At 72.3% G+C, this 22,011-nt stretch carries 21 protein-coding genes; 11 read left to right on the plus strand and 10 right to left on the minus strand.

The features are described from left to right. Positions 1-9 precede the first annotated feature (9 nt). A complete protein-coding gene (locus PGH47_RS05890) occupies positions 10-1,236 on the plus strand; it encodes a cytochrome P450 (protein ID WP_271662568.1) in 1,227 nt (408 codons plus the stop codon). 102 nt (positions 1,237-1,338) lie between these two features. On the opposite strand, the gene PGH47_RS05895 is transcribed toward PGH47_RS05890, so the two are convergent. After that, entirely contained in the window at positions 1,339-4,482 is a 3,144-nt protein-coding gene (locus PGH47_RS05895) for an ATP-binding protein (RefSeq protein ID WP_271662569.1), read from the minus strand. Positions 4,483-4,569: 87 nt separating this feature from the next. Between PGH47_RS05895 and PGH47_RS05900 the strand changes: the two genes are divergently transcribed. Together PGH47_RS05900 and PGH47_RS05905 are read left to right on the plus strand one after the other, a co-directional pair. Then, positions 4,570-4,929 carry a DUF779 domain-containing protein gene (locus PGH47_RS05900; RefSeq protein ID WP_271662570.1) on the plus strand — a complete coding sequence of 120 codons (360 nt, stop codon included), beginning with the start codon at positions 4,570-4,572 and terminating at the stop codon, positions 4,927-4,929. A 76-nt stretch (positions 4,930-5,005) separates the two neighbouring features. Beyond that, a complete protein-coding gene (locus tag PGH47_RS05905; RefSeq protein WP_271662571.1) occupies positions 5,006-6,244 on the plus strand; it encodes a phosphodiester glycosidase family protein in 1,239 nt (412 codons plus the stop codon). 16 nt (positions 6,245-6,260) lie between these two features. Here PGH47_RS05905 and PGH47_RS05910 read toward each other — a convergent pair whose 3' ends face one another. From PGH47_RS05910 to PGH47_RS05935, 6 genes are all read right to left on the minus strand, one after another. Then, on the minus strand, positions 6,261-6,455 hold the full coding sequence (locus PGH47_RS05910) for a hypothetical protein (protein ID WP_107912016.1): 195 nt from the start codon (positions 6,453-6,455) through the stop codon (positions 6,261-6,263). A 230-nt stretch (positions 6,456-6,685) separates the two neighbouring features. Continuing rightward, positions 6,686-7,549 (minus strand): phosphatidylinositol-specific phospholipase C/glycerophosphodiester phosphodiesterase family protein, encoded by an 864-nt coding sequence (locus PGH47_RS05915; protein ID WP_271662572.1) that lies wholly within the window; start codon positions 7,547-7,549, stop codon positions 6,686-6,688. 186 nt (positions 7,550-7,735) lie between these two features. After that, positions 7,736-8,812 carry an acyl-CoA dehydrogenase family protein gene (locus PGH47_RS05920; RefSeq protein ID WP_271662573.1) on the minus strand — a complete coding sequence of 359 codons (1,077 nt, stop codon included), beginning with the start codon at positions 8,810-8,812 and terminating at the stop codon, positions 7,736-7,738. Beyond that, positions 8,809-9,990, minus strand: a complete 1,182-nt coding sequence (locus tag PGH47_RS05925; RefSeq protein WP_271662574.1) for an acyl-CoA dehydrogenase family protein — start codon at positions 9,988-9,990, stop codon at positions 8,809-8,811. Before PGH47_RS05925 ends, PGH47_RS05920 begins: the two co-directional genes overlap by 4 nt. Next, a complete protein-coding gene (locus PGH47_RS05930; protein ID WP_271662575.1) occupies positions 9,987-10,964 on the minus strand; it encodes an NADPH:quinone oxidoreductase family protein in 978 nt (325 codons plus the stop codon). Before PGH47_RS05930 ends, PGH47_RS05925 begins: the two co-directional genes overlap by 4 nt. 104 nt (positions 10,965-11,068) lie before the next feature. Next, positions 11,069-11,641: a helix-turn-helix domain-containing protein gene (locus tag PGH47_RS05935; RefSeq protein ID WP_107912025.1), complete on the minus strand. Its 573-nt coding sequence runs from the start codon at positions 11,639-11,641 to the stop codon at positions 11,069-11,071. Between the two features lie 76 nt (positions 11,642-11,717). Between PGH47_RS05935 and PGH47_RS05940 the strand changes: the two genes are divergently transcribed. The 5 genes from PGH47_RS05940 (at position 11,718) to PGH47_RS05960 (ending at position 16,544) form a co-directional block, all read left to right on the plus strand. Further along, positions 11,718-12,659, plus strand: a complete 942-nt coding sequence (locus PGH47_RS05940) for an NAD(P)/FAD-dependent oxidoreductase (RefSeq protein WP_271662576.1) — start codon at positions 11,718-11,720, stop codon at positions 12,657-12,659. Between the two features lie 143 nt (positions 12,660-12,802). Next, complete coding sequence (locus PGH47_RS05945; RefSeq protein ID WP_271662577.1) at positions 12,803-14,341, plus strand: ATP-dependent DNA ligase; 1,539 nt, start codon at positions 12,803-12,805, stop codon at positions 14,339-14,341. Beyond that, entirely contained in the window at positions 14,338-14,811 is a 474-nt protein-coding gene (locus PGH47_RS05950) for an NUDIX domain-containing protein (RefSeq protein ID WP_271662578.1), read from the plus strand. Before PGH47_RS05945 ends, PGH47_RS05950 begins: the two co-directional genes overlap by 4 nt. 76 nt (positions 14,812-14,887) lie before the next feature. Beyond that, on the plus strand, positions 14,888-16,282 hold the full coding sequence (locus PGH47_RS05955; protein ID WP_271662579.1) for an NADP-dependent succinic semialdehyde dehydrogenase: 1,395 nt from the start codon (positions 14,888-14,890) through the stop codon (positions 16,280-16,282). 25 nt (positions 16,283-16,307) lie between these two features. Continuing rightward, a complete protein-coding gene (locus tag PGH47_RS05960; protein ID WP_030967216.1) occupies positions 16,308-16,544 on the plus strand; it encodes a DUF6213 family protein in 237 nt (78 codons plus the stop codon). Here PGH47_RS05960 and PGH47_RS05965 read toward each other — a convergent pair. Continuing rightward, a complete protein-coding gene (locus PGH47_RS05965) occupies positions 16,534-17,139 on the minus strand; it encodes a transcriptional regulator (protein WP_271662580.1) in 606 nt (201 codons plus the stop codon). The genes PGH47_RS05960 and PGH47_RS05965 overlap by 11 nt on opposite strands. Positions 17,140-17,170: 31 nt before the next feature. Then, positions 17,171-18,397 carry an acyl-CoA dehydrogenase family protein gene (locus PGH47_RS05970; RefSeq protein WP_271662581.1) on the minus strand — a complete coding sequence of 409 codons (1,227 nt, stop codon included), beginning with the start codon at positions 18,395-18,397 and terminating at the stop codon, positions 17,171-17,173. Positions 18,398-18,582: 185 nt separating this feature from the next. On the opposite strand from PGH47_RS05970, the gene PGH47_RS05975 reads away from it, so the two are divergent. Continuing rightward, complete coding sequence (locus PGH47_RS05975; RefSeq protein WP_125524392.1) at positions 18,583-19,227, plus strand: TetR family transcriptional regulator; 645 nt, start codon at positions 18,583-18,585, stop codon at positions 19,225-19,227. A 19-nt stretch (positions 19,228-19,246) separates the two neighbouring features. Here PGH47_RS05975 and def read toward each other — a convergent pair whose 3' ends face one another. Continuing rightward, complete coding sequence (def, locus tag PGH47_RS05980; protein WP_271662582.1) at positions 19,247-19,786, minus strand: peptide deformylase; 540 nt, start codon at positions 19,784-19,786, stop codon at positions 19,247-19,249. Positions 19,787-19,897: 111 nt separating this feature from the next. On the opposite strand from def, the gene PGH47_RS05985 reads away from it, so the two are divergent. Next, the gene (locus PGH47_RS05985) at positions 19,898-21,136 is read left to right on the plus strand and encodes a MurT ligase domain-containing protein (RefSeq protein ID WP_030967221.1); all 1,239 of its coding nucleotides are present in this window, start codon (positions 19,898-19,900) and stop codon (positions 21,134-21,136) included. A gap of 24 nt (positions 21,137-21,160) precedes the next feature. Further along, positions 21,161-21,889 carry a type 1 glutamine amidotransferase gene (locus PGH47_RS05990; protein WP_030967222.1) on the plus strand — a complete coding sequence of 243 codons (729 nt, stop codon included), beginning with the start codon at positions 21,161-21,163 and terminating at the stop codon, positions 21,887-21,889. The last annotated feature ends 122 nt before the right edge of the window (positions 21,890-22,011 follow it).

Raw genomic sequence — 22,011 nt, forward strand, 5'->3', positions numbered from 1 at the left:
GCACACGCCATGGACGCCACCTCCCTCCAGCTGACTCCCGAGCTCGTCGAGGACCCCGTCCGCGGCTACGCCGAACTGCGCTCGCGCGCCGGCCTCGCTCACGCGGTCCTTCCCGGCCTGGACACCCCCGTGCGGCTGATCACCCGCTACGAGGACGCGCGGGCCGCGCTCATCGAGCCGCGCCTGATCCGGGACCGCTCCGCCGTCCCCGGCGGCTCCGACATGCCGGATCCGCAGGCCGAGTTGCTGGCCCAGGGCGTCGAGGGCTTCCCGGAGGAGTACCTCCAGTACCTGTCCGGGCACCTGGCGCTGTTCGACGGCGACGAGCACACCCGGCGCCGCAACCCCCTCACCCGCGCCTTCACCGCTCGCCGTGTCTCCGCGCTGCGTCCCTTCGTGGAGAGGACCGCCCGTGAGCTGATCGCCGGCCTCGCCGGGCGCGAACAGACCGACCTGCTGGCTGAGTTCGCGTACCCGCTGAGCACGGCCGTGATCTGCGAGCTGGTCGGCGTGGACACCGCCGACCAGGACCGGGTGTGCGAATGGATCCGGGACTTCGCGTACGGCGACGGCAGCCGGATCGCCGAGGGGCTGGCCGGCATCGTGGAGTACACCAGGGACCTGGTGGCCCGCCGCCGCGCCGAGCCCACCGACGACCTGGTCTCGGCCCTGCTGGCCGACGGTGGGATGAGCGACGACGAGATCGTGACCGTCTTCTTCCTGCTCATCAACACCGGCATCACCCCGCCCGCCCTGTTCCTCGCCCACGGCCTGCTCGCCCTGCTCGACCACCCCGAGCAGCTCCGGAGGCTGCACGACGAGCCTGAGCTGCCGGCCCGCGCCGTGCCCGAACTCCTGCGGTACGTCACTCTGGTGCGCATCGGCGCCACCCTGTACGCCACCGAGGACTTCGAGTTCGCCGGTTCCCCGCTGCGCAAGGGCGAGGCCGTGACGGTCGCCCTGTTCGGCGCGAACCACGACCCCGCCGCGTTCGACGATCCCGAACGGCTCGACATCTCACGGGAGTTCGGGCGCGGCGACGGCCATCTCGCGTTCGGACACGGCCCGCACTACTGCATCGGCGCGGCGCTGGGCCGGCTCGTGACGGGCGTCGTCCTCGACGAACTGCTCGTCCGACGGCAGCCGCCGGCACTGGCCGTGGACCGGGCCGACGTCCGCTTCGGCCACTGGCCCGGCGACGGCTTCCACCTGCTGAGCCTGCCGGTCCGGCTCTGAGCGTGCCGGCATGGGCGGGGCGTTCGGAACCGGACCGCGCCGACGCGGGTGGGGCCGGAGCCTCAGCCGGCCCGTTCCCGGCAGCCCGGCCGGGCCGGAGCCTCAGCCGGTCCGCTCCCCCAGCAGCCCGAGCGCGGCCTCGCGCAGCGCGTCCGGGGCCAGGCCGGCGTACTCGGCCATCGCGTCCGCGTGCGCCGCCCGGTCGGCGTTCTCCGCGTCCTGCCGGGCCCGGGCCGAGGACATCGTCGGCTGGAAGTTGCGCAGGCAGCGGAAGCCGTCCGCCAGCGCGATCAGCCGTACGCCGCGCACGGGATCCCCGGCGGCCAGGTCGGCGGTGCCGAGGGCGAGCAGCAGCGCGCCCTGGACCGGGAGGTCGGCCGTCGTGGGGCGTGTGGCGATCGAAGGCCGGGTCAGCAGGGTCGTCAGACGCTCGGGGAGCGCGCCTGCGAGGGGTGCCACGAGGTCGGTGCGGCCGTGCCGGGCGTGGGCGGTCAGGGCGACGGCCTGCAACTCCAGCCGCCAGCCCTCCAGCAGGGGTTCACCGCCACGGACGGGACTCGCCGCGCGTTCCATGCGGGCGACGGCCCGGCGCCACAGGCCGAGGCCGGTCTCGATGTCGCCCCGGGCGAGGGCGATCTCGCCGCGGGCGCCCAGGTCGGGCGCGTACGCGTCCGGGGTCATGCCCTCGGGCTGGTGCCGCAGGGCGTGTTCCAGCCAGTGCTCGGCCGCTTCGAGGTCGCCGTTCTGGAGGTGGGCGAGCATCAGCCCCCAGCTCAGTCCGACCGGGTCCTGTCCCTCGCCGAAGTGCTCCAGCTCCGTCATCGCGCTCCGCATGGGGCCGATCGCCTCCGCGCCGCGCTCCATGCGCAGGCACAGCTCACCGATCCGGGCCTGCGGCCAGTACCGCAGCAGCGGGACGTCCCGGTCGGCGAAGGCGTCGAGCATCCCGCGGGCGGCCTCCAGGGCCCGTTCCGGGTCGTGCTCGCTCTCCCACAGATAGCTCGCCACGCAGTTGGCGACGCCCGCGAGCAGGGGCACGTCACCGGAGCAGAGCGCCTCCAGTGGCTTGCGGTCACCGGAGGCGAGGATCTCCGGCAGCGCGCACAGCACGGTGGACGCGGCCCGGACCAGGCTGTCGGGCGGCGCGGAGGGAAGCCTGCGCAGGCCGGCCAGCGGGCGCACGGCACCGGCTCCGTGGGCGAGGAAGAGGGTGGCGGTCATCAGGGCGAGCGCGGTACGGGTCGGCTCGACGTACGCGGGCGCGGGCCGGTGGCGGGCCAGCAGCGGGGCGGTGTCGTCGGCCAGGGCCATCAGCCGCGTGTAGTTGGCCTCGGTGGTCCACAGGGAGCTCAGTACGGCGGCCACGGCGGCGACCGTGTCCGCGTCGTCGCGGGCGAGCGCGAGCCGCAGCGCCTGGACGAGGTTGTCCTGCTCGGCACGGATGAGCTGCCAGGAGGCGACCGGCTCCGGTCCGAACGGCGCGTCGTGGTGCGTGACCCCGAACTCCCGCGCCCATCCCGTGAACCGGTCCGCGACCAGGTCCTCCTCCCCGGCCCGCTCCCGATGGGCGGCGGCGAACTCCCGCACGGTCTCCAGCATCCGGAAGCGTGCGCCGTTCGCGGTGTCGGTGACCTTGAGCAGGGACTGGTCGACGAGGTCCTCCAGGACGTCCAGCGCATCCAGTACGTCGTGGCTGCCGGTGAGATGTGCGGCGGCCTCGGTGGTGAAGCCGCCGGGGAGGACCGACAGGGCGCGCAGGGCGGCTCGCCCGTCGGGCTCGAGGAGGTTCCAGCTCCAGTCGACGACGGCGTGCAGGGTGCGGTGCCGCCGGGGGGCGTCCCGCGGTCCGCCGCGCAGCAGGGCGAACCGGTCCTCAAGGCGGCGCCCGATGTCGGCGACCGACATCACGCGCACCCGGGCGGCGGCCAACTCGGTGGCGAGGGGCAGCCCGTCGAGACGGCGGCACAGGGCGGCCACGGCGTCGGCGGGCAGTTCGGCGTCGGGCCGGGCGGCGCGGGCACGCTGTTCGAACAGCTCGACGGTGGTCCGCGCGTCCAGTTCGGGCAGAGGGTGAACGGCCTCGGAGGACAGTCCGAGCGGGGCGCGGCTGGTGGTGAGGACGCTGACGTTCCGGGTCATCGACACCAGGGCCCGTGCGAGGTCGGCGACGCCGGAGACGACCTGCTCGCAGTTGTCCAGGACGAGCAGCGCGGGCCCGGGACCGAGGGCGCCGACGATGCCGGCCAGCGGTCCGGCCTCGCGCGGGCCCTCCCCGGCGCCGAGCGCCGAGGCGACCTCGGCGGCCACGTCCACGTCGCGGCCGACTCCGGCGAGCGGCACCAGGTGCACGACGCGGTGCTCGGCCTCCCGGGCGACGGCACCGGCGAGACGGGTCTTGCCGAGCCCGCCCGGCCCGACGATCGAGGTGACCCGGGAGCTGTGGATCAGCCGCATCACGGCGGCGATGTCGGCGTCCCGCCCGAGCAGCGGATTCGGCTCGTGCGGCACGCCGCGCCGCACGGCCGGCGCCTGCCCGCGCAGCAGTTCCTGGTGCAGCTCCTGGAGGGCGGGGCCCGGATCCGTACCGAGCTCGTCGCGCAGCCGACGCCGGTGGTCGTCGTACGACGTCAGCGCTGCGGCCGCTCCGGCGGTGGCCGCCTGACAGCGCATCAGCTCCAGCAGCTGTTCCTCGTCCAGCGGGTGGGCGTCCACCAGCTCGCCCAGTGGCCCCACCGCCTCCTCCCGGCGTCCGGAGCGGGCCAGCGACAGCGCCCGCAGTCGGGTCAACGCCGTGTGTGCGGCGTTGAGTTCGAGGCGCAGGGCCGTCACGGGGTCGAGGGGACCGCCCTGCGCGGGGCCGGCGTCCCACAGGGCGAGCCCGGCCTCGGCCTCGGCGACCGCGCCGTGATGGTCGCCGGCCCGCGCCTTCTCCGTGCTCGCCGCGACATGCAGCTGCACGGCCCAGGCATCGACCTGATCCTCGCGCAGGGCGATGCGGTAGCCGGTGGGGGTGCCGGCGATGACCTCGCCGCCCAGCAGGGAGCGGGCCCGGGAGACCAGGATCTGCAGCGCCTTGGTCGGGTTCTCCGGCTGCTCGTCCGGCCACAGCCCGGCCACGAGCCGTCCGGTGCCGCATCCCGCCCGCGGCTCCCCGGCCAGCAGCGCGAGCAGGCCGCGCAGCCGGGGCGCGGTGATCTCCTTGCCCCGGTGCGCGACGGACGTCAGCAGCGTCAACTCGATGGTCACCCGTGCAGGTTAGTCAGAACGGGTGGTGAGAAGGGTGGTCACAAGGGTGCAACCCTCTCGCAACGTTGCCCGTGCTGCCCTTGCTCCATGTATGAGGAGACCCCGCGTGTCGAACTCACCCCCGCGGCCGCCGAGCTGCTGCGCCGTCTGCGCGCCACGCACGGCCCGCTGATGTTCCACCAGTCGGGCGGCTGCTGCGACGGCAGCGCGCCCATGTGCTACCCGGAGGGCGAGTTCCGGACCGGCAACTCGGACGTCCTGCTCGCGGAGCTGCACGTCGAGGGGGTGGCGGAGCCCGTGACGTTCTGGATGTCGCGCAGTCAGTACGAGGTGTGGAGCCACACCCGGCTGATCGTCGACGTGGTCGAGGGGCGGGGCAGCGGCTTCTCGCTGGAGGCACCCGAGGGGGTGCGTTTCCTCACCCGTTCTCGCGTAGTCGGCGCCTAGATCCCCGGCCGGTCATCGCCGTCTGGTGCACTGCCCCTGAGTCCTGCGACATTTGACGAGACCTCAGGGGGGATACGTGACGCTTCGTCAGAGACGATTCGCATCAGCGAGAGCGGCACTCACTCTGTTCACGGCACTCGGCGCGCTGGCCGGTGCGGCCCTGGTGGGGGCGGCACCGGCCGGCGCCGCGCAGCAGCCCGTTCCGGTCGCGCCGGGTGTCGGCTACGAGGAGTTCGACATCCCGGCGGCGAAGGGCACGGCGCACGCGCACGTCCTCACCGTCGACCTCCGCGATCCGCGCGTCCGGCTCGATCTGCTGTACCCGGGTGCGGTGGCGGCGCGGACGACCGTCTCCCAGCAGGCCACCGCTCAGGGTGCGGTGGCGGGCGTGAACGGCGACTTCTTCAACATCAGCGAGACCCAGCACCCCGGCGTCGAGGCGACCGGCGCGAGCGTGGGGCCGGTGATCGCGAGCGGCCGGGCCCTGAAGGCGGCGGTGCCCGACGGACAGCGCTTCGGTCCCGCGCTGCCGCCCGGCACGAGCACCAAGGACGTGTTCGGCGTGGGCGTGGACCGCCGCGCCCGGATGGACGGACTGAGCCTGTCCGGCTCCATCCGCACCCCCGAGGGCCGCCTCCCGCTGGGCGGGCTCAACCAGTACGCGCTGCCGGTGGGCACCATCGGGGCGTTCACGTCCAAGTGGGGCAGCGTCTCCCGGGTGCGCGCCACCTGCGGCACGGACACCGACCGGGCGGCCCCGTGCAGCACGGACACCTACGAGGTGACGGTCCGTCACGGCCGGGTCGTGTCGACGGCCGACGCCCCCGGCAGCGGCCCGATCGCCCCGGGCACCACCGTGCTCGTGGGCCGGGAGGCGGGCGCGCAGCAGCTGCGGAAGTTCTTCACCGGCGAGCCGGTGTCGGTACGGCACCGGCTGGTGGCGTCGTCGTCCCGGATCCCGTACCTCTTCGCGCTCGGCGGCTATCCGGTGCTCGACGACGGGCAGCCGCTGCCCGGCCTGGACGACCGGGCCTCGGCGGTGCGCACCGCCGTGGGCATCGCGGACCACGGCCGGCGTCTGGTGCTGCTCGCGCTGGACGGCGCGCCCGAGTACCGCACCGGTCTGACCATCGCGGAGGTCGCCTCCGTGATGCGGGACCTGGGCTCGGTGGACGCCTTCAGCCTGGACGGCGGCGGCTCCTCGACGCTGGTCGCGCGCGAGCCGGGAGCGGCGACGGTGTCCGTGCGCAACCACCCGTCCGACGGCAGGGAACGCCCCGTACCCAACGGCATCGGCGTCTTCTCGACCCGCTGACCGGCGCCCCTGACGGTCACGGTCTGAGACTGCTCACGATGTCCGCCGTGGCCGTCAGGCCGCTGTTGATGGTGGGCGCCATGCTCGTGCTGGCCAGGTAGAAGCCGAGCAGCAGGCACACCAGCGCATGGGTGATCTTCAGCCCGCCGTTCCGTACGAAGATCACCGCCAGGATGAACAGCAGCAGCACCACAGAGATGGAAATGGCCATCGTCAACCTCCTCCGCCACGCCGCCTTGCCCGGTTTCACGGCGTTCGGCGGCAAGTGTGGCGTAGCGGAGGGTTCGTCCGTGCGGCTGACCTGTACGCCGAACGAGTGGTGTTCCGCGATGCGCCGCCAGGGCCTGTCCGGCGGATCAGGGCGGCTGAAAGACGCAGAGCAGACCGGCCAAGCCGAGCGGGCCAGAGCCCGCGACGCCGGCATGATCCGCCGGACAGGCCCTAGACCGTCCGGTGGGCGTCGAGGAACGCCTCCAGACCGGCGAGGTCGTCGGTGTTGAGGAAGTCGACGCCGGCGGCGAGCAGCTCGCCCCACAGGGCGTCGCGCGCGGGGCCCGCCACGTCCGGGGTGGCCCAGAAGCGGACCTTCTGACCGCGCGAGTGCGCCGCCCGCACGATGCCGCGCAGCTTGCGCCGTTCGGCGTCCGGGAAGGCGCCCACGCCGAGCCAGGTGAAGTTCAGCGTCCAGTTGTCGCTGATCAGCGGGACGAAGGAGGCGGGCGCGGAGGTGCCGAGGTCGGCGAGGCGGCCGTCGTAGAAGGCACGGCGGAACTTCTGCGCCTCCATCGGCGCACGGGCGGCACGGTCGCCGGAGATCACGGCGGTCACCGGGCCCTGGAACACCCGGCCGTGGGCGTAGGTCGTGAACAGGTGCTTGTGGCGGGCCAGGTGCCGGTCGAGTTCGAGGTACGTCGAGGAGCCCTCGGTCTTGATGTCGATGAGCAGCTGGATCGGCCTGCGGTGCCCCCGGTACACGGAGCCGTGGTTGGCCTTGACGCGGGCGGCCAGCGGGTCGAGGTAGAGGGACTCCAGGGTGCGCCGGGGGTCGAGGTCCTCGGGGTCGTGGGCCACGAGGAGCTGGTCGCCGACGAGGTAGATGTCGGCCTCGAGGCTGCCGAAGCGGTGGTCGAGGGCGTCGAGCAGGGGGCGCGGGTGCTCGTAGTCGTTGTGGGCGTGGGCCCGCCACAACGGGCGCGGGCCGTGCCCTCGTTCGCCGGCCAGCGCCTGCGTGGCGGGCAGGGCGGCCGCGCCCGCGAGGGCGGCGCCGAGGGTGGTGAGGGCTCTGCGACGGGTGGTGAGGGCCATGCTCTGCCTCCCTGACAGGGTCGGATGGAACCGCTGCGAGTATGCGATTCCGAACGGCCCGAACAGCAGTGCTCTCGCGGGGAGTTGGCCGGACCGCCGTCCCTCGTTCACTTCGTCCGCGCGGGGCGCACGAAAAAGCCCGCCCCAGGTGGGGCGGGCTTCTCGCGGGCTTTGTCCAGGTGTACGTCAGGGGGCCGGGAGGTCGATGGTTTCGGCCAGTGCCTCGCGGTGGGCGCCCGCGGTGCCGTAGGCGATCGAGTCGGCCTTCGCGCGCTTCAGATACAGATGCACCGGGTGCTCCCAGGTCATCCCGATGCCGGCGTGCAGCTGGAGGGCCTCCTCGGCGGCGTGCACGGCGACGGGCGCCGCGTAGGCCTGTGCGACGGCGACCGCCACATCGACGTCCTCGCCGGACGAGAGCGCGTCGGCGGCGTTGCGGGCGGCGGCGCGCAGGTTGACGACCTCCAGCCACAGCTGGGCGAGCCGGTGCTTGAGCGCCTGGAAGCCGCCGACGGGACGGTTGAACTGCTTGCGTTCCTTCAGGTACCGGACCGTCTCGGTCAACGTCCATTCGGCGAGCCCGAGTTGCTCGGAGGCGAGCAGTCCGGCGCCGGTGCGCAGGGCGCGTCGTACGGCGGGCTCGGCGTCGCCCAGCAGCCGGCCGGGCGCACCGTCCAGGGTGACCGTGGCGACGGGCCGGGTCAGGTCCAGGGACGCCTGCGGGGTGAGGGACACGGCGTCGGCGTCGACCGCGTACAGCCCGCCGTCGTCCGCGGGCACCAGCAGCACATCGGCGACGGCGGCGTCCGCGATGGCCGTCAACTCCCCGTGCAGGGCGCCGTCCTCATGCCGTACGACCTTGTAGGCGCCGCCGGGGGCGACGTTCAGCGCGACGGCGAGGGCGCCGATGCGCCGCCCGGAGGCGAGCTCGGCGAGCAGACCGCCCTCTGCGTCGCAGACCAGCAGTGCCTCCGTGGCGACCACAGCGCTCGTCAGGTAGGGCACGGGGGCGACCGCGCGGCCCAGCTCCTCCAGGACGACGGCGGCTTCGCGGTGCGTGGCACCCTGGCCGCCCCGGTCCTCCGGGACCAGGAGCCCGGCCAGGCCCATGCCGTCGGCGAGGGCCTTCCACGCCGCCAGGTCGTGCGGGGTGCCCGACTCGGTGCGCGCGATGACACCGGGCGCGTCGCAGTGGTCGCTCAGCAGGTCCCGTACGGCGGCCCGCAGCGCCTCTTCCTCCTCGGAGTAGAGAAGATCGGTCATCGGGACAGGTCCTTCCAGGCGACGTCCTTGTCGGTGCGCGGCTCGGCCGGCAGGCCGAGGACGCGTTCGGCGACGATGTTCAGCAGGACCTCGCTGGTCCCGCCCTCGATGCTGTTGCCCTTGGAGCGCAGATAGCGGTAGCCGGCGTCACGGCCGGTGAAGTCCACGAGCTCAGGGCGGCGCATGGTCCAGTCGTCGTACAACAGGCCCTCCTCGCCGCGGAGTTCGACCTCCAGGCCGCTGATCTCCTGGTTGAGCCGGGCGAAGGCGAGCTTCATGCCGGCGCCCTCGGGGCCGGGCTGGCCGGCGACGAGCTGCTGGCGGAGCCGTTCGGCGGCGAGGCGGGAGACCTCGGACTCGACCCACAGCTTCAGCAGCCGCTGGTGGAGGTCGTGGGTGCGCAGTTCCGGCCGCTCGCGCCAGGTCTTCGCGACCGGGCCGATCATGCCGCCCTCGCGGGGCAGCCGCATGCCGCCGATGGCGACGCGTTCGTTGTTCAGGGTGGTCTGCGCGACCTTCCAGCCGTCGCCGATCTCGCCGAGGCGCCGGGAGTCCGGAATGCGGACGTCGGTCAGGAACACCTCGTTGAACTCGGCCTCGCCGGTGATCTGGCGCAGCGGCCGGACGTCGACCCCGGGGTCGGTCATGTCGCACAGGAAGTAGGTGATGCCGGCGTGCTTGGGCACGTCCGGGTCGGTGCGGGCGATGAGGATGGCCCAGCGGGCGATGTGGGCGCTGGACGTCCACACCTTCTGCCCGTTGACCACCCAGTGGTCGCCCTCCCGGACCGCGCGCGTGCCGAGCGCCGCGAGGTCGGACCCGGCGCCGGGCTCGCTGAAGAGCTGGCACCAGACCTCCTCGCCGGTCCACAGGGGTCGCAGATAGCGCTGCTTCTGCTCCTCGGTGCCGTACTTGAGGATCGTCGGCGCGGCCATGCCGAGGCCGATGCCGATGCGCCGCGGCTCGTTGTCGGGTGCGCCGGCGGCCTCCAGCTCCGCGTCCACGACGGCCTGGAGGGAGCGCGGCGCACCGAGACCGCCGAGGCCCTCGGGGTAGTGCACCCAAGCGAGTCCGGCGTCGAAGCGGGCGCGCAGGAAGTCCAGGCGGTCGGCCGTGGCCGGCGGATGCGCGGCCAGCAACTCGGCCGTACGTCGGCGCAGTTCGGCGGCGTCGGTCATGCCGCTCCTCCTTCGGTGAGTCCCGGGATCACGGCGACGCGCCCCGTGGTGACGCCGTCGGCGACGCGCTGCACGGCGGCGGCCGCCCCGCCGAGCGGGACGCGCTCGCTCACCAGCGGCTTGATGGCGCCCCGGGCGGCCAGCTCGGTGAGCTGCTCGTGGCAGTGCATGATCAGCTTCGGGTTCTTGGTGTTGTACAGGCCCCAGTGCAGGCCGAGGATCGAGTAGTTCTTCACCAGGGCGTGGTTGAGCGCCGGGCTGGGGATCCGTCCGCTCGCGAAGCCGACGACCACGATCCGGCCCTCGAAGGCGACGACCTTGGCGGACTGCTCGTACGCCTCGCCGCCGACGGGGTCGTAGATGACGTCGGCGCCGCGGCCGCCGGTGGCTTCCTTCACGGCTCCGATGACGTCCTCGGAGCGCCGGTCGACGACGACGTCGCAGCCGAGCTCCCGCGCCACGGCCGCCTTGTCGGCGCCGCCCACGACGCCGATGACCCGCGCGCCGGCCGCCTTGCCGAGCTGCACGGCCGCGCTGCCGACCCCTCCCGCGGCAGCGTGGACGAGCAGGGTCTCCCCGGCCTCCAGGCCGGCCCGGCGGTGCAGGCCGAACCAGCCGGTCTGGTAACCGATGTGCAGGGCGGCGGCCTCGGCGTCGTCCAGCGACTCGGGTGCGGGCAGGACGGCGGCGGCGTCCGCGAGGGCGTACTCGGCGAAGCCGCCGTGGGGCAGGGCCGGGTTGGCGATGACGCGGCGCCCGTCCTCGGTCTCGCCGCAGATCTCCACGCCCGGCGTGAACGGCAGCGGCGGCCGGACCTGGTAGTGGCCCCGGCACAGCAGCGCGTCCGGGAAGTTGATGTTCGCGGCGCGCACCTTCAGCAGGACCTGGCCGTCACCGGGCGTGGGCGTGTCGATCTCGTCGAGACGCATCACCTCGCTCGGCTCGCCGTTCTCGTGCACTTGCCATGCCTGCATGCGGGGCCTCCACGGGGGACTGCTTCGTCTGACCGGGGTCGGTTCGCATACTAAGCGGTCGCTTGCCGATCAGGGAACAGTCCGCCGGGGAACAGTCGCGTCCGTCACGCCTTCCGGGGACGCGCCCGTACATGCATGCGCTCCCCCTGCGGCCCGAACAGGCTGAGGCACTCCACCGGCCCCTCCCCCGTCGACCCGAACCAGTGCGGCACCCGGGTGTCGAACTCCGCCGCCTCCCCCGGCTCCAGCACCAGGTCGTGCTCGCCCAGCAGCAGCCGCAGCCGCCCGGACAGCACGTACAGCCACTCGTAGCCCTCGTGGGTCCGCTGTTCCGGCTCCTCGTTGCGCGGGGGCGCGAGGATCTTGAAGGCCTGGAGCCCTCCGGGCTGCCGGGTGAGCGGCCAGAAGGTGCGGCCGTGCTGCTCGATCGGCTTGGAGCGCACGCGCGGATCGTCCACCGGAGGCGCGCCGACCAGTTCGTCCAGCGGCACCTGGTGCGCCTGCGCGATCGGCAGCAGCAGCTCCAGGCTGGGCTTGCGCAGGCCGGACTCCAGCCGGGACAGGGTGCTCACGGAGATCCCGGTCGTCTCGGACAGCGCCGCGAGGGTCACGTCCCGGTCCTTGCGCAGCCTCCTGAGCCGTGGCCCCACTTCGGCGAGAACGTCGTCGGTACTCATCTCTGTATTGCAGAATCGGCAAGTTGATTTGTCAATCCCGCGCCGCGGGGCGACTGTCGTGGTGGAGGTGGTCACCATGACCGAGAAGCACACCGAGAGTTACGAGGTCGTAGTCGTCGGAGGCGGCGCGGCCGGCCTGTCCGCCGCTCTGGTCCTGGGCCGCGCCCGGCGCCGAACCCTGGTCGTCGACGCCGGCGAGCCACGCAACGCGCCCGCCGCCCATATGCACGGCTACCTGTCCCGCGACGGCATGTCGCCCGCGGACTTCCTGGCCGTGGGGCGTGAGGAGATCGCGCGGTACGGCGTCGAGCTGGTCCGGGACCGCGCGGTCGACGTCACCCGGGACGGCGACTTCACCGTGGCGCTGGCGAGCGGCCGCAGCGTCCGGGCCCGGCGGCTGGTCGTCGCCACCGGCCTCAGGGACGAGCTGCCCGACGTTCCCGGCGTCGCCGAGCGCTTCGGCGACGACGTGCTGCACTGCCCGTACTGCCACGGCTGGGAGGTCCGCGACCGGGCCTTCGGTGTGCTCGCGACCACCCCGCTGAGCGTGCACCAGGCGCTCATGGTGTCGCAGTGGTCGAAGGACGTGACCTTCTTCCTGCACGAGGTCGCCGAGTCCGACCTCTCGGACGACGACCTGCGCAGGCTGGCGGCGGCCGGCGTGAAGGTGGTCCCGGGTGAGGTGGCCGAGCTGGTGATCGAGGGCGATCGGCTGACGGGGGTGCGGCTGGCGGACGGCACGGTGCACGCGCGCGAGGTCGTCTTCACGGCCCCCCGCGCGGTACCGCAGACCGGCCTCCTGGAGAAGCTCGGTGCCGAGTTCCAGGAGACCCCCTTCGGCTCCTACCCGGTGGTCGACCCGACGGGCCTGACCTCCGTACCGGGCGTCTGGGCGGCCGGCAACGCGATGGGCTTCGCGGAGCAGGTCATCAACGCGGCGGCGGGCGGCTACCGGGCGGGCGCCTTCATCAACGGAGAACTGCTGATGGCGGACCTGGACGCAGCGACCTCTCACTGAAGGTGCCTGGCGAATTGATCTGCGGTCCGGCAACGCCCCGAAGGGGCGCGGGGAACTGCGCGACCAGCCACGACCCGCCCGCAGACGAAACACAACCAGCTCGTCGGGGTGTAAACCGGCGGAGCCCGTCGCACCATGGCTGCATGCTGCTGACCCGGCTGGCCCGTGTGTCCCAGGAGGTCGCCGCGACCTCGGCGCGCTCCCGGAAGATCGCTCTGCTGGCGGAGCTCTTCCGGGACGCCGAGGCGGACGACGTACCGATCGTCATCCCGTATCTGGCGGGCCGCCTCCCGCAGGGCCGGATCGGCATCGGCTGGAAGGTGCTGAGCGGCCCGGTCCCGCCGGCCGCCGAGCCGACCCTCACCGTTCGCGAGGTGGACGCCCGGCTCACCGAACTCGGCAAGGTCTCCGGCACCGGCTCGCAGGCCGAACGAGCCCGGCTGGTGGGTGAGTTGATGGGCGCCGCGACCGAGGACGAGCAGCGCTTCCTCTTCGGGCTGATCACCGGCGAGGTGCGGCAGGGCGCCCTGGACGCCGTGGCCGTGGAGGGCCTCGCCCGGGCGACGGAGGCACCGCCGGCGGACGTGCGGCGGGCCGTGATGCTCGCCGGTTCCCTCCAGGACGTGGCTCGGGCACTGCTCGCGGACGGGCCCGCGTCGCTGGAGCGGTTCCGGCTCACCGTGGGCCGCCCGGTGCTGCCGATGCTGGCGCACACCGCGTCCGCGGTGTCGGAGGCGGTCGACAAGCTCGGCGCGTGCGCGGTCGAGGAGAAGCTCGACGGCATCCGCGTCCAGGTCCACCGCGACGGCGACTCGGTACGGCTCTACACCCGCACCCTCGACGACATAACCGACCGCCTGCCCGAAGTGACTGCCGCCGCTCTGGAGTTGAGGGGCGAGCGTTTCATCCTGGACGGCGAGGTCATCGCCTTCGACGACACCGGCCGCCCCCGCTCCTTCCAGGAGACCGCCGGCCGCGTCGGCTCCCGCGTGGACGTGGCGACGGCCGCCGCGGAGGTCCCCGTCTCCCCCGTCTTCTTCGACGCCCTGTCCGTCGACGGCCACGACCTGCTCGACCTGCCGTTCACCGAGCGCCACGCGGAGCTGGCCCGCCTGGTCCCCGAGCCGATGCGGGTGCGCCGTGCGCTGGTGTCCGGCCCCGAGGACCTCCCGCTGGCCGAGGGCTTCCTCGCCGAGACCCTGGAGCGCGGCCACGAGGGCGTGGTCGTCAAGGCCCTCGACGCCCCCTACAGCGCGGGCCGGCGCGGCGCCTCCTGGCTGAAGGTCAAGCCCGTGCACACCCTCGACCTGGTGGTGCTGGCCGCCGAATGGGGCCACGGCCGCAGGACCGGCAAGCTCTCCAACCTGCACCTGGGGGCGCGCACGGCGGACGGCGGCTTCGCCATGCTCGGCAAGACCTTCAAGGGCATGACCGACGCGATGCTGGCCTGGCAGACCGAGCGACTCCAGGAGCTCGCCGTCCGCAGCGACGACTGGGTGGTGACCGTACGCCCGGAACTCGTCGTCGAGATCGCCTACGACGGCCTGCAGCGCTCCACCCGCTACCCGGCCGGCGTAACCCTCCGCTTCGCCCGCGTGGTCCGCTACCGCGAGGACAAGAGGCCCGAGGAGGCCGACACGGTGGACACCCTGCTGGCCGCCCACCCGGAGGTGCGGCCGTGACGCCGGCCCGCGAGCGGCGCAGCGCCGGGCTGCTGCTGTTCCGCCGCACCGACGCCGGCCTCGAGGTGCTGCTCGGCCATATGGGCGGCCCGTTCTTCGCCAAGCGCGACGCGGGGGCCTGGACGGTCCCCAAGGGCGAGTACGAGCCCGACGAGCCCGCCTGGGACGCGGCCCGCCGCGAGTTCCAGGAGGAACTGGGACTGCCGCCGCCGGACGGGGAGGCCCTGCCCCTCGGCGAGGTCAGACAGACGGGCGGCAAGATCGTCACGGTCTGGGCGATCGAGGCCGACCTCGACCCGGCGACGGTCGTCCCCGGCACCTTCCGGATGGAGTGGCCGCCGCGCTCGGGCCGTACCCAGGAGTTCCCCGAGCTGGACCGGGTGCAATGGCTGGACCTCGACCGGGCGCGCGAGGTCGTCGTCAAGGCCCAGGCCGCGTTTCTCGACCGGCTGGCGGAGCACTCGGCCTGAGCGGCCCCACACGCGTTGCGGTAGCCACCGCGGCGCGGGAAGGTCGAAGCAACAGCCCGCTCCCAGGAGGTCGGTCATGCCCATCGCGACGGTCAACCCGGCGAACGGCGAGACGCTCAAGACGTACGAGGCCATGGGCGAGGAGGAGATCGAGCGCAGGCTCCAGCTCGCCGAGGCCACGTTCCGCACGTACCGGACCACGACCTTCGTAGACCGGGGCCGCCTGCTGATCCAGGCCGCGAATCTCCTGGACGCCGACCAGGAGGACATCGCCCGGGTCATGACCACCGAGATGGGCAAGCCCATCAAGCAGGCCCGCGCGGAGGCCGCGAAGTGCGCCAAGGCAATGCGCTGGTACGCCGAACGCGCCGAGGGCCTGCTCGCCGACGAGGAACCGGCCGACTCCGACGTGAAGGACTCGGGCGCCTCACGGGTACGGGTGCGCTACCGCCCGCTCGGTCCGGTCCTCGCGGTCATGCCGTGGAACTTCCCGCTCTGGCAGGTGATGCGCTTCGCGGCGCCGGCGCTGATGGCGGGCAATGTCGGCCTGCTGAAGCACTCCTCGAACGTGCCCCAGACCGCCCTCTACATCGAGGACCTGTTCCACCGCGCGGGCTACACCGAGGGCTGCTTCCAGACTCTGCTGATCGGCGCCGGCCAGGTCGACGACATCCTGCGCGACGAGCGTGTGAAGGCCGCGACGCTGACCGGCAGCGAGCCCGCGGGCCGCGCGGTCGCCTCCACGGCCGGGGAGATGATCAAGAAGACGGTGCTGGAGCTGGGCGGCAGCGACCCCTACGTCGTCATGCCGTCCGCCGACATCGACCGCGCCGCGCAGATCGCGGTGACCGCGCGGGTGCAGAACAACGGGCAGTCCTGCATCGCCGCCAAGCGCTTCATCGTGCACAGGGACGTCTACGACGCCTTCGCCGACCGCTTCGTCGAGGGCATGAAGGCGCTGGTGGTCGGCGACCCGATGCTGGACGAGACGGACGTCGGCCCGCTCTCCAGCGAGCAGGGGCGCGCGGACCTGGAGGAACTGGTCGACGACGCCAAGCGCAGCGGGGCGACCGTGCTGTGCGGCGGCCACCGGCTGCGCCGCCCCGAGCTGCCGGGCTGGTACTACCCGCCCACCGTCCTGTCCGACATCACCCGCGAGATGCGGATCCACCGCGAGGAGGCCTTCGGCCCGGTCGCCACGCTGTACCGGGCGAGCGACCTGGACGAGGCCGTGCTGATCGCGAACGACTCGCCCTTCGGACTGAGTTCGAACGTGTGGACCCGTGACGAGGCCGAGGTCGACCGGTTCGTACGTGACCTGGAGGCCGGGAGCGTGTACGTCAATGGGATGACGGCGTCCCATCCGGCGTTCCCGTTCGGCGGAGTGAAGCGGTCCGGATTCGGCCGTGAGCTGTCCGGGCACGGAATCCGCGAGTTCTGCAACATCACTACGGTTTGGCAGGGTGCGTGAGCACCGCGCAGCTACGATCCCGTGTGTGAATCGCGAAGTTACTCTGCCGCTGATCGTCGATGACCGGGGGACCTTGCAGGTTGCTGCCGCCGATGTGAGCAAGCTGCTGCGTACCGTGGGTGGTCGGTGGCTGCACCTTGTCGAGGCCGGGGAGGAGGGGCTCGACGAGGACACGGTGGCCGCGCTGACCATCGAGCTGGCCAAGCTCGCCGACCGGATCGACGTGGCGTGCATCGCCCACAGCAGTGGGACTACGCCGTAGGGGTGAGTGCGCTCAGCGTCGACCAGAACTGGTCCTCGTAGGACTGGAGCAAGCGCGCGTACCTGTTGGCTCGTGGCTCGTTCGGTCCACCTGCCTCCAGTGCCGCACGCGCCAGCCGGTCCAGTTCCGGGGACGGTTCCGCGAAGAAGTCGAAGAAGGCGCAGGCCTCATCCTTGAAGCCGTACCGGGTGCGCAGGGCCTCGGCGATCGCCGCGCAGTAGCCGCCCCAGGCCGCGAAGTTGGCCGTCAGCGCGAACACGGCCTCGGCCGGTTCGGCGTTCAGGGCCAGCCAGGCCACGTACGCGGGGTATCCCTGGCAGCCCGGGAGGGGTTCGTAGGCGGCCGACTGCGCCTGCGTCACACCGCACGCCGCCGCGAAAGCCCCAAGGCGCTCCCCCGCCAGTACCTCCCCCTCGGCCAGGAAGGTGAAGAAGGCGGCGGACTCGGGAGCGTCGGGCGTGGCCCGTCGGGCCAGATGGAGGAAGGCGAGACGGTCTGCCGGGATCACCCGGCTCTGTTCGAGCGCGAGCGCTCCGAGGGTGCCGAGACCGGCCTCTCCCCGGGCGATCAGCGGCACAAGCGGGTTGTCCGTCATCGACGTCCTCCATCAGAAACCCCTGCGGCGCCTACCGGATCGACATACCCGACAACGTCCGGGCGATCACCAGCCGCTGGATCTCGCTCGTCCCCTCGAAGATCGTGTAGATCGCGCTGTCGCGGTGCATCCGCTCCACGGGGTACTCCCGCGTGTAGCCGTTGCCGCCCAGGATCTGTATGGCCTGAGCGGTGACCTTCTTGGACGTCTCGCTCGCGAACAGCTTCGACATCGATCCCTCGGCCGCCGTGAACGGCTTGCCGTTGATCGCCATCCAGGACGCCCGCCACACCAGCAGCCGCGCCGCGTCGATCTGGGTCCGCATCTCCGCCAGCTGGAAGGCCACGCCCTGGTTGTCGATGATCGGGCGCCCGAACTGCTCGCGCGTCATCGCGTAGTCGAGGGCGACCTCGTACGCGGCACGGGCGGTACCGACCGCCATGGCGCCGACGGCCGGCCGGGATGCCTCGAACGTGGCCATCGCCGCGTTCTTCACCCGCTCGCCACCGGCCTTGGCCCGCTCGCGGGCCCGCGCCAGCCGCTCGTCCAGCTTCGCCTTGCCGCCGAGCAGGCAGGAGCCCGGCACGCGGACGTTGTCCAGGATGACCTCGGCGGTGTGCGAGGCCCGGATGCCGTGCTTCTTGAACTTCTGGCCCTGGGAGAGGCCCGGCGTGTTCGGCGGCACGATGAAGGACGCGTGGCCCTTGGAGCCGAGCTCGGCGTCGACGACCGCGACGACCACATGGACGTTGGCGATGCCGCCGTTGGTCGCCCAGGTCTTCGTGCCGTTGATCACCCACTCGTCCTTGGCCTCGTCGTAGACGGCACGCGTGCGCATCGAGGCCACGTCGGAGCCGGCGTCGGGCTCGGAGGAGCAGAAGGCGGCGAGCTTGACGTCGTTGGCGTCGCCGTACATCTGGGGCACCCAGGTGCCGATCTGCTCCTCGGTGCCGTTGGCGAGGACGCCTACGGCGGCGAGACCGGTGCCGACGATCGACAGGGCGATGCCGGCATCGCCCCAGAACAGTTCCTCCATGGCCATCGGGATGCCGAGGCCCGTCTGGTCGAAGTACTGCTGGGCGTAGAAGTCGAGTGAGTAGATGCCGACCTTCGCGGCTTCCTGGATGACCGGCCAGGGAGTCTCCTCACGCTCGTCCCATTCGGCGGCCGCGGGGCGGATCACATCGGCTGCGAAACCGTGCAGCCAGTCCCGGACCTCCTTCTGTTCGTCGTTGAGCTCCATGGTGAACTCGGCCATGTCCCCTCCAGCGGCGTACGTGCATGGCTTGGCGCATGCTTGTTACTTGCGGTAACCCTAGTTTGTTACTTGCCAGTAGGTGAAGTCAACTCGCGACGCCGGATCGGCAGCCCGTTCGATGGTTGTGGCAGGTTGAGTGTTAGTTTGCGCAGGCGTCAGCGAATAAGCACGGGTGGGGAGAGCTCATGGACACCACACAGCGGACCGACCAGCAACGGTCCGCCGACCGCCGTCGGCGCGAGCTGCTGGAGGCCGCCGACAGGGTGGTGCTGCGCGACGGTCCCCAGGCCTCGATGAACGCGATCGCGGCCGAGGCGGGTATCACGAAGCCGATTCTCTATCGGCACTTCGGCGACAAGAGCGGACTTTACGCCGCGTTGGCCAAGCGTCACACCGATGCGCTGCTGGACTCGCTGCGGGCCGCGCTGGACGCTCCCGCGGATCGCCGTGAGCGGGTCGAGGCGACGCTGGACACCTACCTCGCCGCGATCGAGGCCCGGCCTCAGGTGTACCGGTTCCTGATGCATCCGACCGAGGGGGGCCAGACGGCGGATCAGGGATTCGACGTCGGCAAGCACTCGATGCCGCTGCTCCGCACGATGGGCGAGGAACTGGCGACCGTCATCGAGGAGCGCCTGGACCTCGGGCCGGGGAGCCAGCAGCTGGCCCGGGTGTGGGGGCACGGGATAGTCGGAATGATGCATGCCGCCGGGGACTGGTGGCTGGGGGAACGGCCGTGCTCCCGGACGGAGTTGGTGCGGAGTCTGGCCGACCTGTTGTGGGGGCGGCTCGCCGCGGCGGGGGACAGGATGGGCGGTCCGGGGTTCTGAACCCCTGACGGCACCGCAGTCACCGGCGCCAAGGAGCTCGCGCCACCTGGCGCATCAGGCGGCGGTGGCGCCATCCGCCGACGCGGTCCGCGTACACCTTCCCCTCCAAGTGGTCGCACTCGTGCTGAAGGCAGCGCGCGAAGAAACCCGTCCCGTGGATCGTCACCGGCTCCCCGGTCATCGTGAAACCCTCGACCACCGCGTGGTCGTACCGCTTGGTCCCGGCCTCCAGGCCCGGCAGGGACAGGCAGCCCTCGGGGCCGCGGATCACCACACCGTCCGCCTCCACCAGCCGAGGGTTCACCACATGACCGAGGTGTCGTACGTCCTCGTCGTCGGGACAGTCGTAGACGAAGACCCGCAGCGACTCCCCCACCTGGTTGGCGGCGAGGCCCACGCCCTGCGCGGCGTACATCGTGGCGAACAAGTCGTCCACGAGCCTCGCCAGTTCCGGACCGAAGTCGGTGACCTCCTCGCAAGGGGTGTGCAGAACGGGGTTTCCGAGCAGGGTCAGGGGCCGAACACGTCCGTGAGTGCCCGGAATGGAGGCGTTGCGCATGGCCGCAAGGGTACGGCGATTCGGGAGTGCGAATGGATCTCGATAGGCTGACCACCACCACGTTGCCGTAGGGCAGAAGCGCGGCGCGTACGCAAGGAGGATCGAGAACTGATGGCAGGCAACTCGGACCCGCTCACGCCGCGGGCCAAGATCGCCGTGACCGCGGGCAAGGCGGTCGCGGCGGCATCGCGCGCCGCAGGGCGCGGCAGCGGTTCGGTGATCGGCGGCCGGGTGGCGCTCAAACTCGACCCCGACCTCCTCGCCAGGCTCGCACAGAACCTGGACGTGGTTCTGGTGTCGGCGACCAACGGCAAGACCACCACGACCCGGCTGATCGCGGAGGCCCTGCGGGCCGCCGGGCCGGTCGTTTCGAACGCACTGGGCGCCAACATGCCCGCGGGCATCACCTCGGCGCTCGCCGGCGGCTCGGAAGCCCGCTACGGCGTCATCGAGGTCGACGAGAAGTACCTCGCCGGCGTCGCCCGGGACACGGACCCCAAGTGCATCGCGCTGCTCAACCTGTCGCGCGACCAGCTGGACCGGGCCGCCGAGACCCGGATGCTCGCCGAGAACTGGCGCGAGGGGCTGACGGGTTCGAAGGCCGTGATCGTGGCCAACGCGGACGACCCGCTGGTCGTGTGGGCCGCGTCGTCGTCCCCCAATGTGATCTGGGTCGCCGCCGGGCAGATGTGGAAGGACGACGCCTGGTCGTGCCCGTCCTGCGGCGGTGTGATGCAGCGGCCGGGCGACGACTGGTTCTGCGGCGAGTGCGGCTTCCGGCGCCCGACGCCCAGCTGGGCGCTCTCCGGCGACCATGTCCTGGACCCGCACGGCTCGGCCTGGCCGATCAACCTCCAGCTGCCGGGGCGCGCCAACAAGGCCAACGCCACCTCCTCGGCCGCCGTCGCCGCCGTGTTCGGGGTGCCGCCGCAGGTCGCGCTGGAGCGCATGTACCAGGTGCAGGCCGTCGCCGGGCGCTATGACGTCGTGCAGTTCGAGGGGCGGGACCTGCGGCTGCTGCTGGCCAAGAACCCGGCCGGCTGGCTGGAGACTTTCTCCCTCATCGACCCGCCGCCGACCCCGGTGATCCTCTCCGTCAACGCGCGCGGCGCCGACGGCACCGACACCTCCTGGCTGTGGGACGTCGACTACACGCGGCTGACCGGGCACCCGATCTGCGTCATCGGCGACCGCAGGCTCGACCTCGCGGTGCGCCTGGAGGTCGCGAACCAGCAGTTCCAGGTGTGCGAGAACCTCGACCAGGCGGTGCAGAAGTGCCCGCCGGGCCGGATCGAGGTCATCGCCAACTACACCGCGTTCCAGGACCTGCGCCGCCGGGTCGGCAACTGAGCCAAGAGACTTCAGGGGACTTAAGTGAGCGACAACCAACTGCGGGTCGTCTGGATCTACCCGGACCTGCTCAGCACCTACGGCGACCAGGGCAACGTCCTCGTCGTGGAGCGCCGTGCCCGCCAGCGCGGCCTCGACGTGGCCCGCCTCGACGTGCGCAGCGACCAGCCGATCCCGACGTCCGGCGACATCTATCTGATCGGCGGCGGTGAGGACCGTCCGCAGCGACTGGCGGCCGAGCGGCTGCGCCGGGACGGCGGTCTGCACCGGGCCGTGGAGAACGGCGCCATCGTGTTCTCCGTCTGCGCCGGCTACCAGATCCTCGGCCACGAGTTCATCAACGACCTCGGTCAGCGCGAGCCCGGCCTCGGGCTGATCGACGTCGTGTCCGTGCGCGGCGAGGGCGCCCGGTGCGTCGGTGACGTGCTCGCCGACATCGACCCGCGCCTCGGTCTGCCGCCGCTGACCGGCTTCGAGAACCACCAGGGCGTCACCCACCTCGGCCCGACCGCCCGCCCCTTCGCCCAGGTCCGCCTCGGCAACGGCAACGGCACGGGCGACGGCACGGAGGGCGCGTACAACGAGACCGTCTTCGGTACGTACATGCACGGCCCCGTGCTCGCCCGCAACCCGCTGATCGCGGACCTGCTGCTGAAGCTGGCGCTCGACGTGAACGCGCTGCCGCCGACCGACGACCGGTGGTACGAGGCGCTGCGCAACGAGCGCATCGCGGCCGCGCAGCAGCCCGCCTGATCCGGGTCGCTCGACAGCCCGTCTGACGGCACGTCCGCACAGGTGAGCGGGGTCGTCCAGCAGGCGGACGCACGGTTCGGCCCCGCCCCCTGATGCCGCTAGGGTGGCGGGGATTCGAGCCG

It is taken from the genome of Streptomyces sp. HUAS 31, from assembly GCF_028198125.1.
In the GTDB taxonomy this organism is placed as follows: Bacteria; Actinomycetota; Actinomycetes; order Streptomycetales; family Streptomycetaceae; genus Streptomyces; species Streptomyces chartreusis.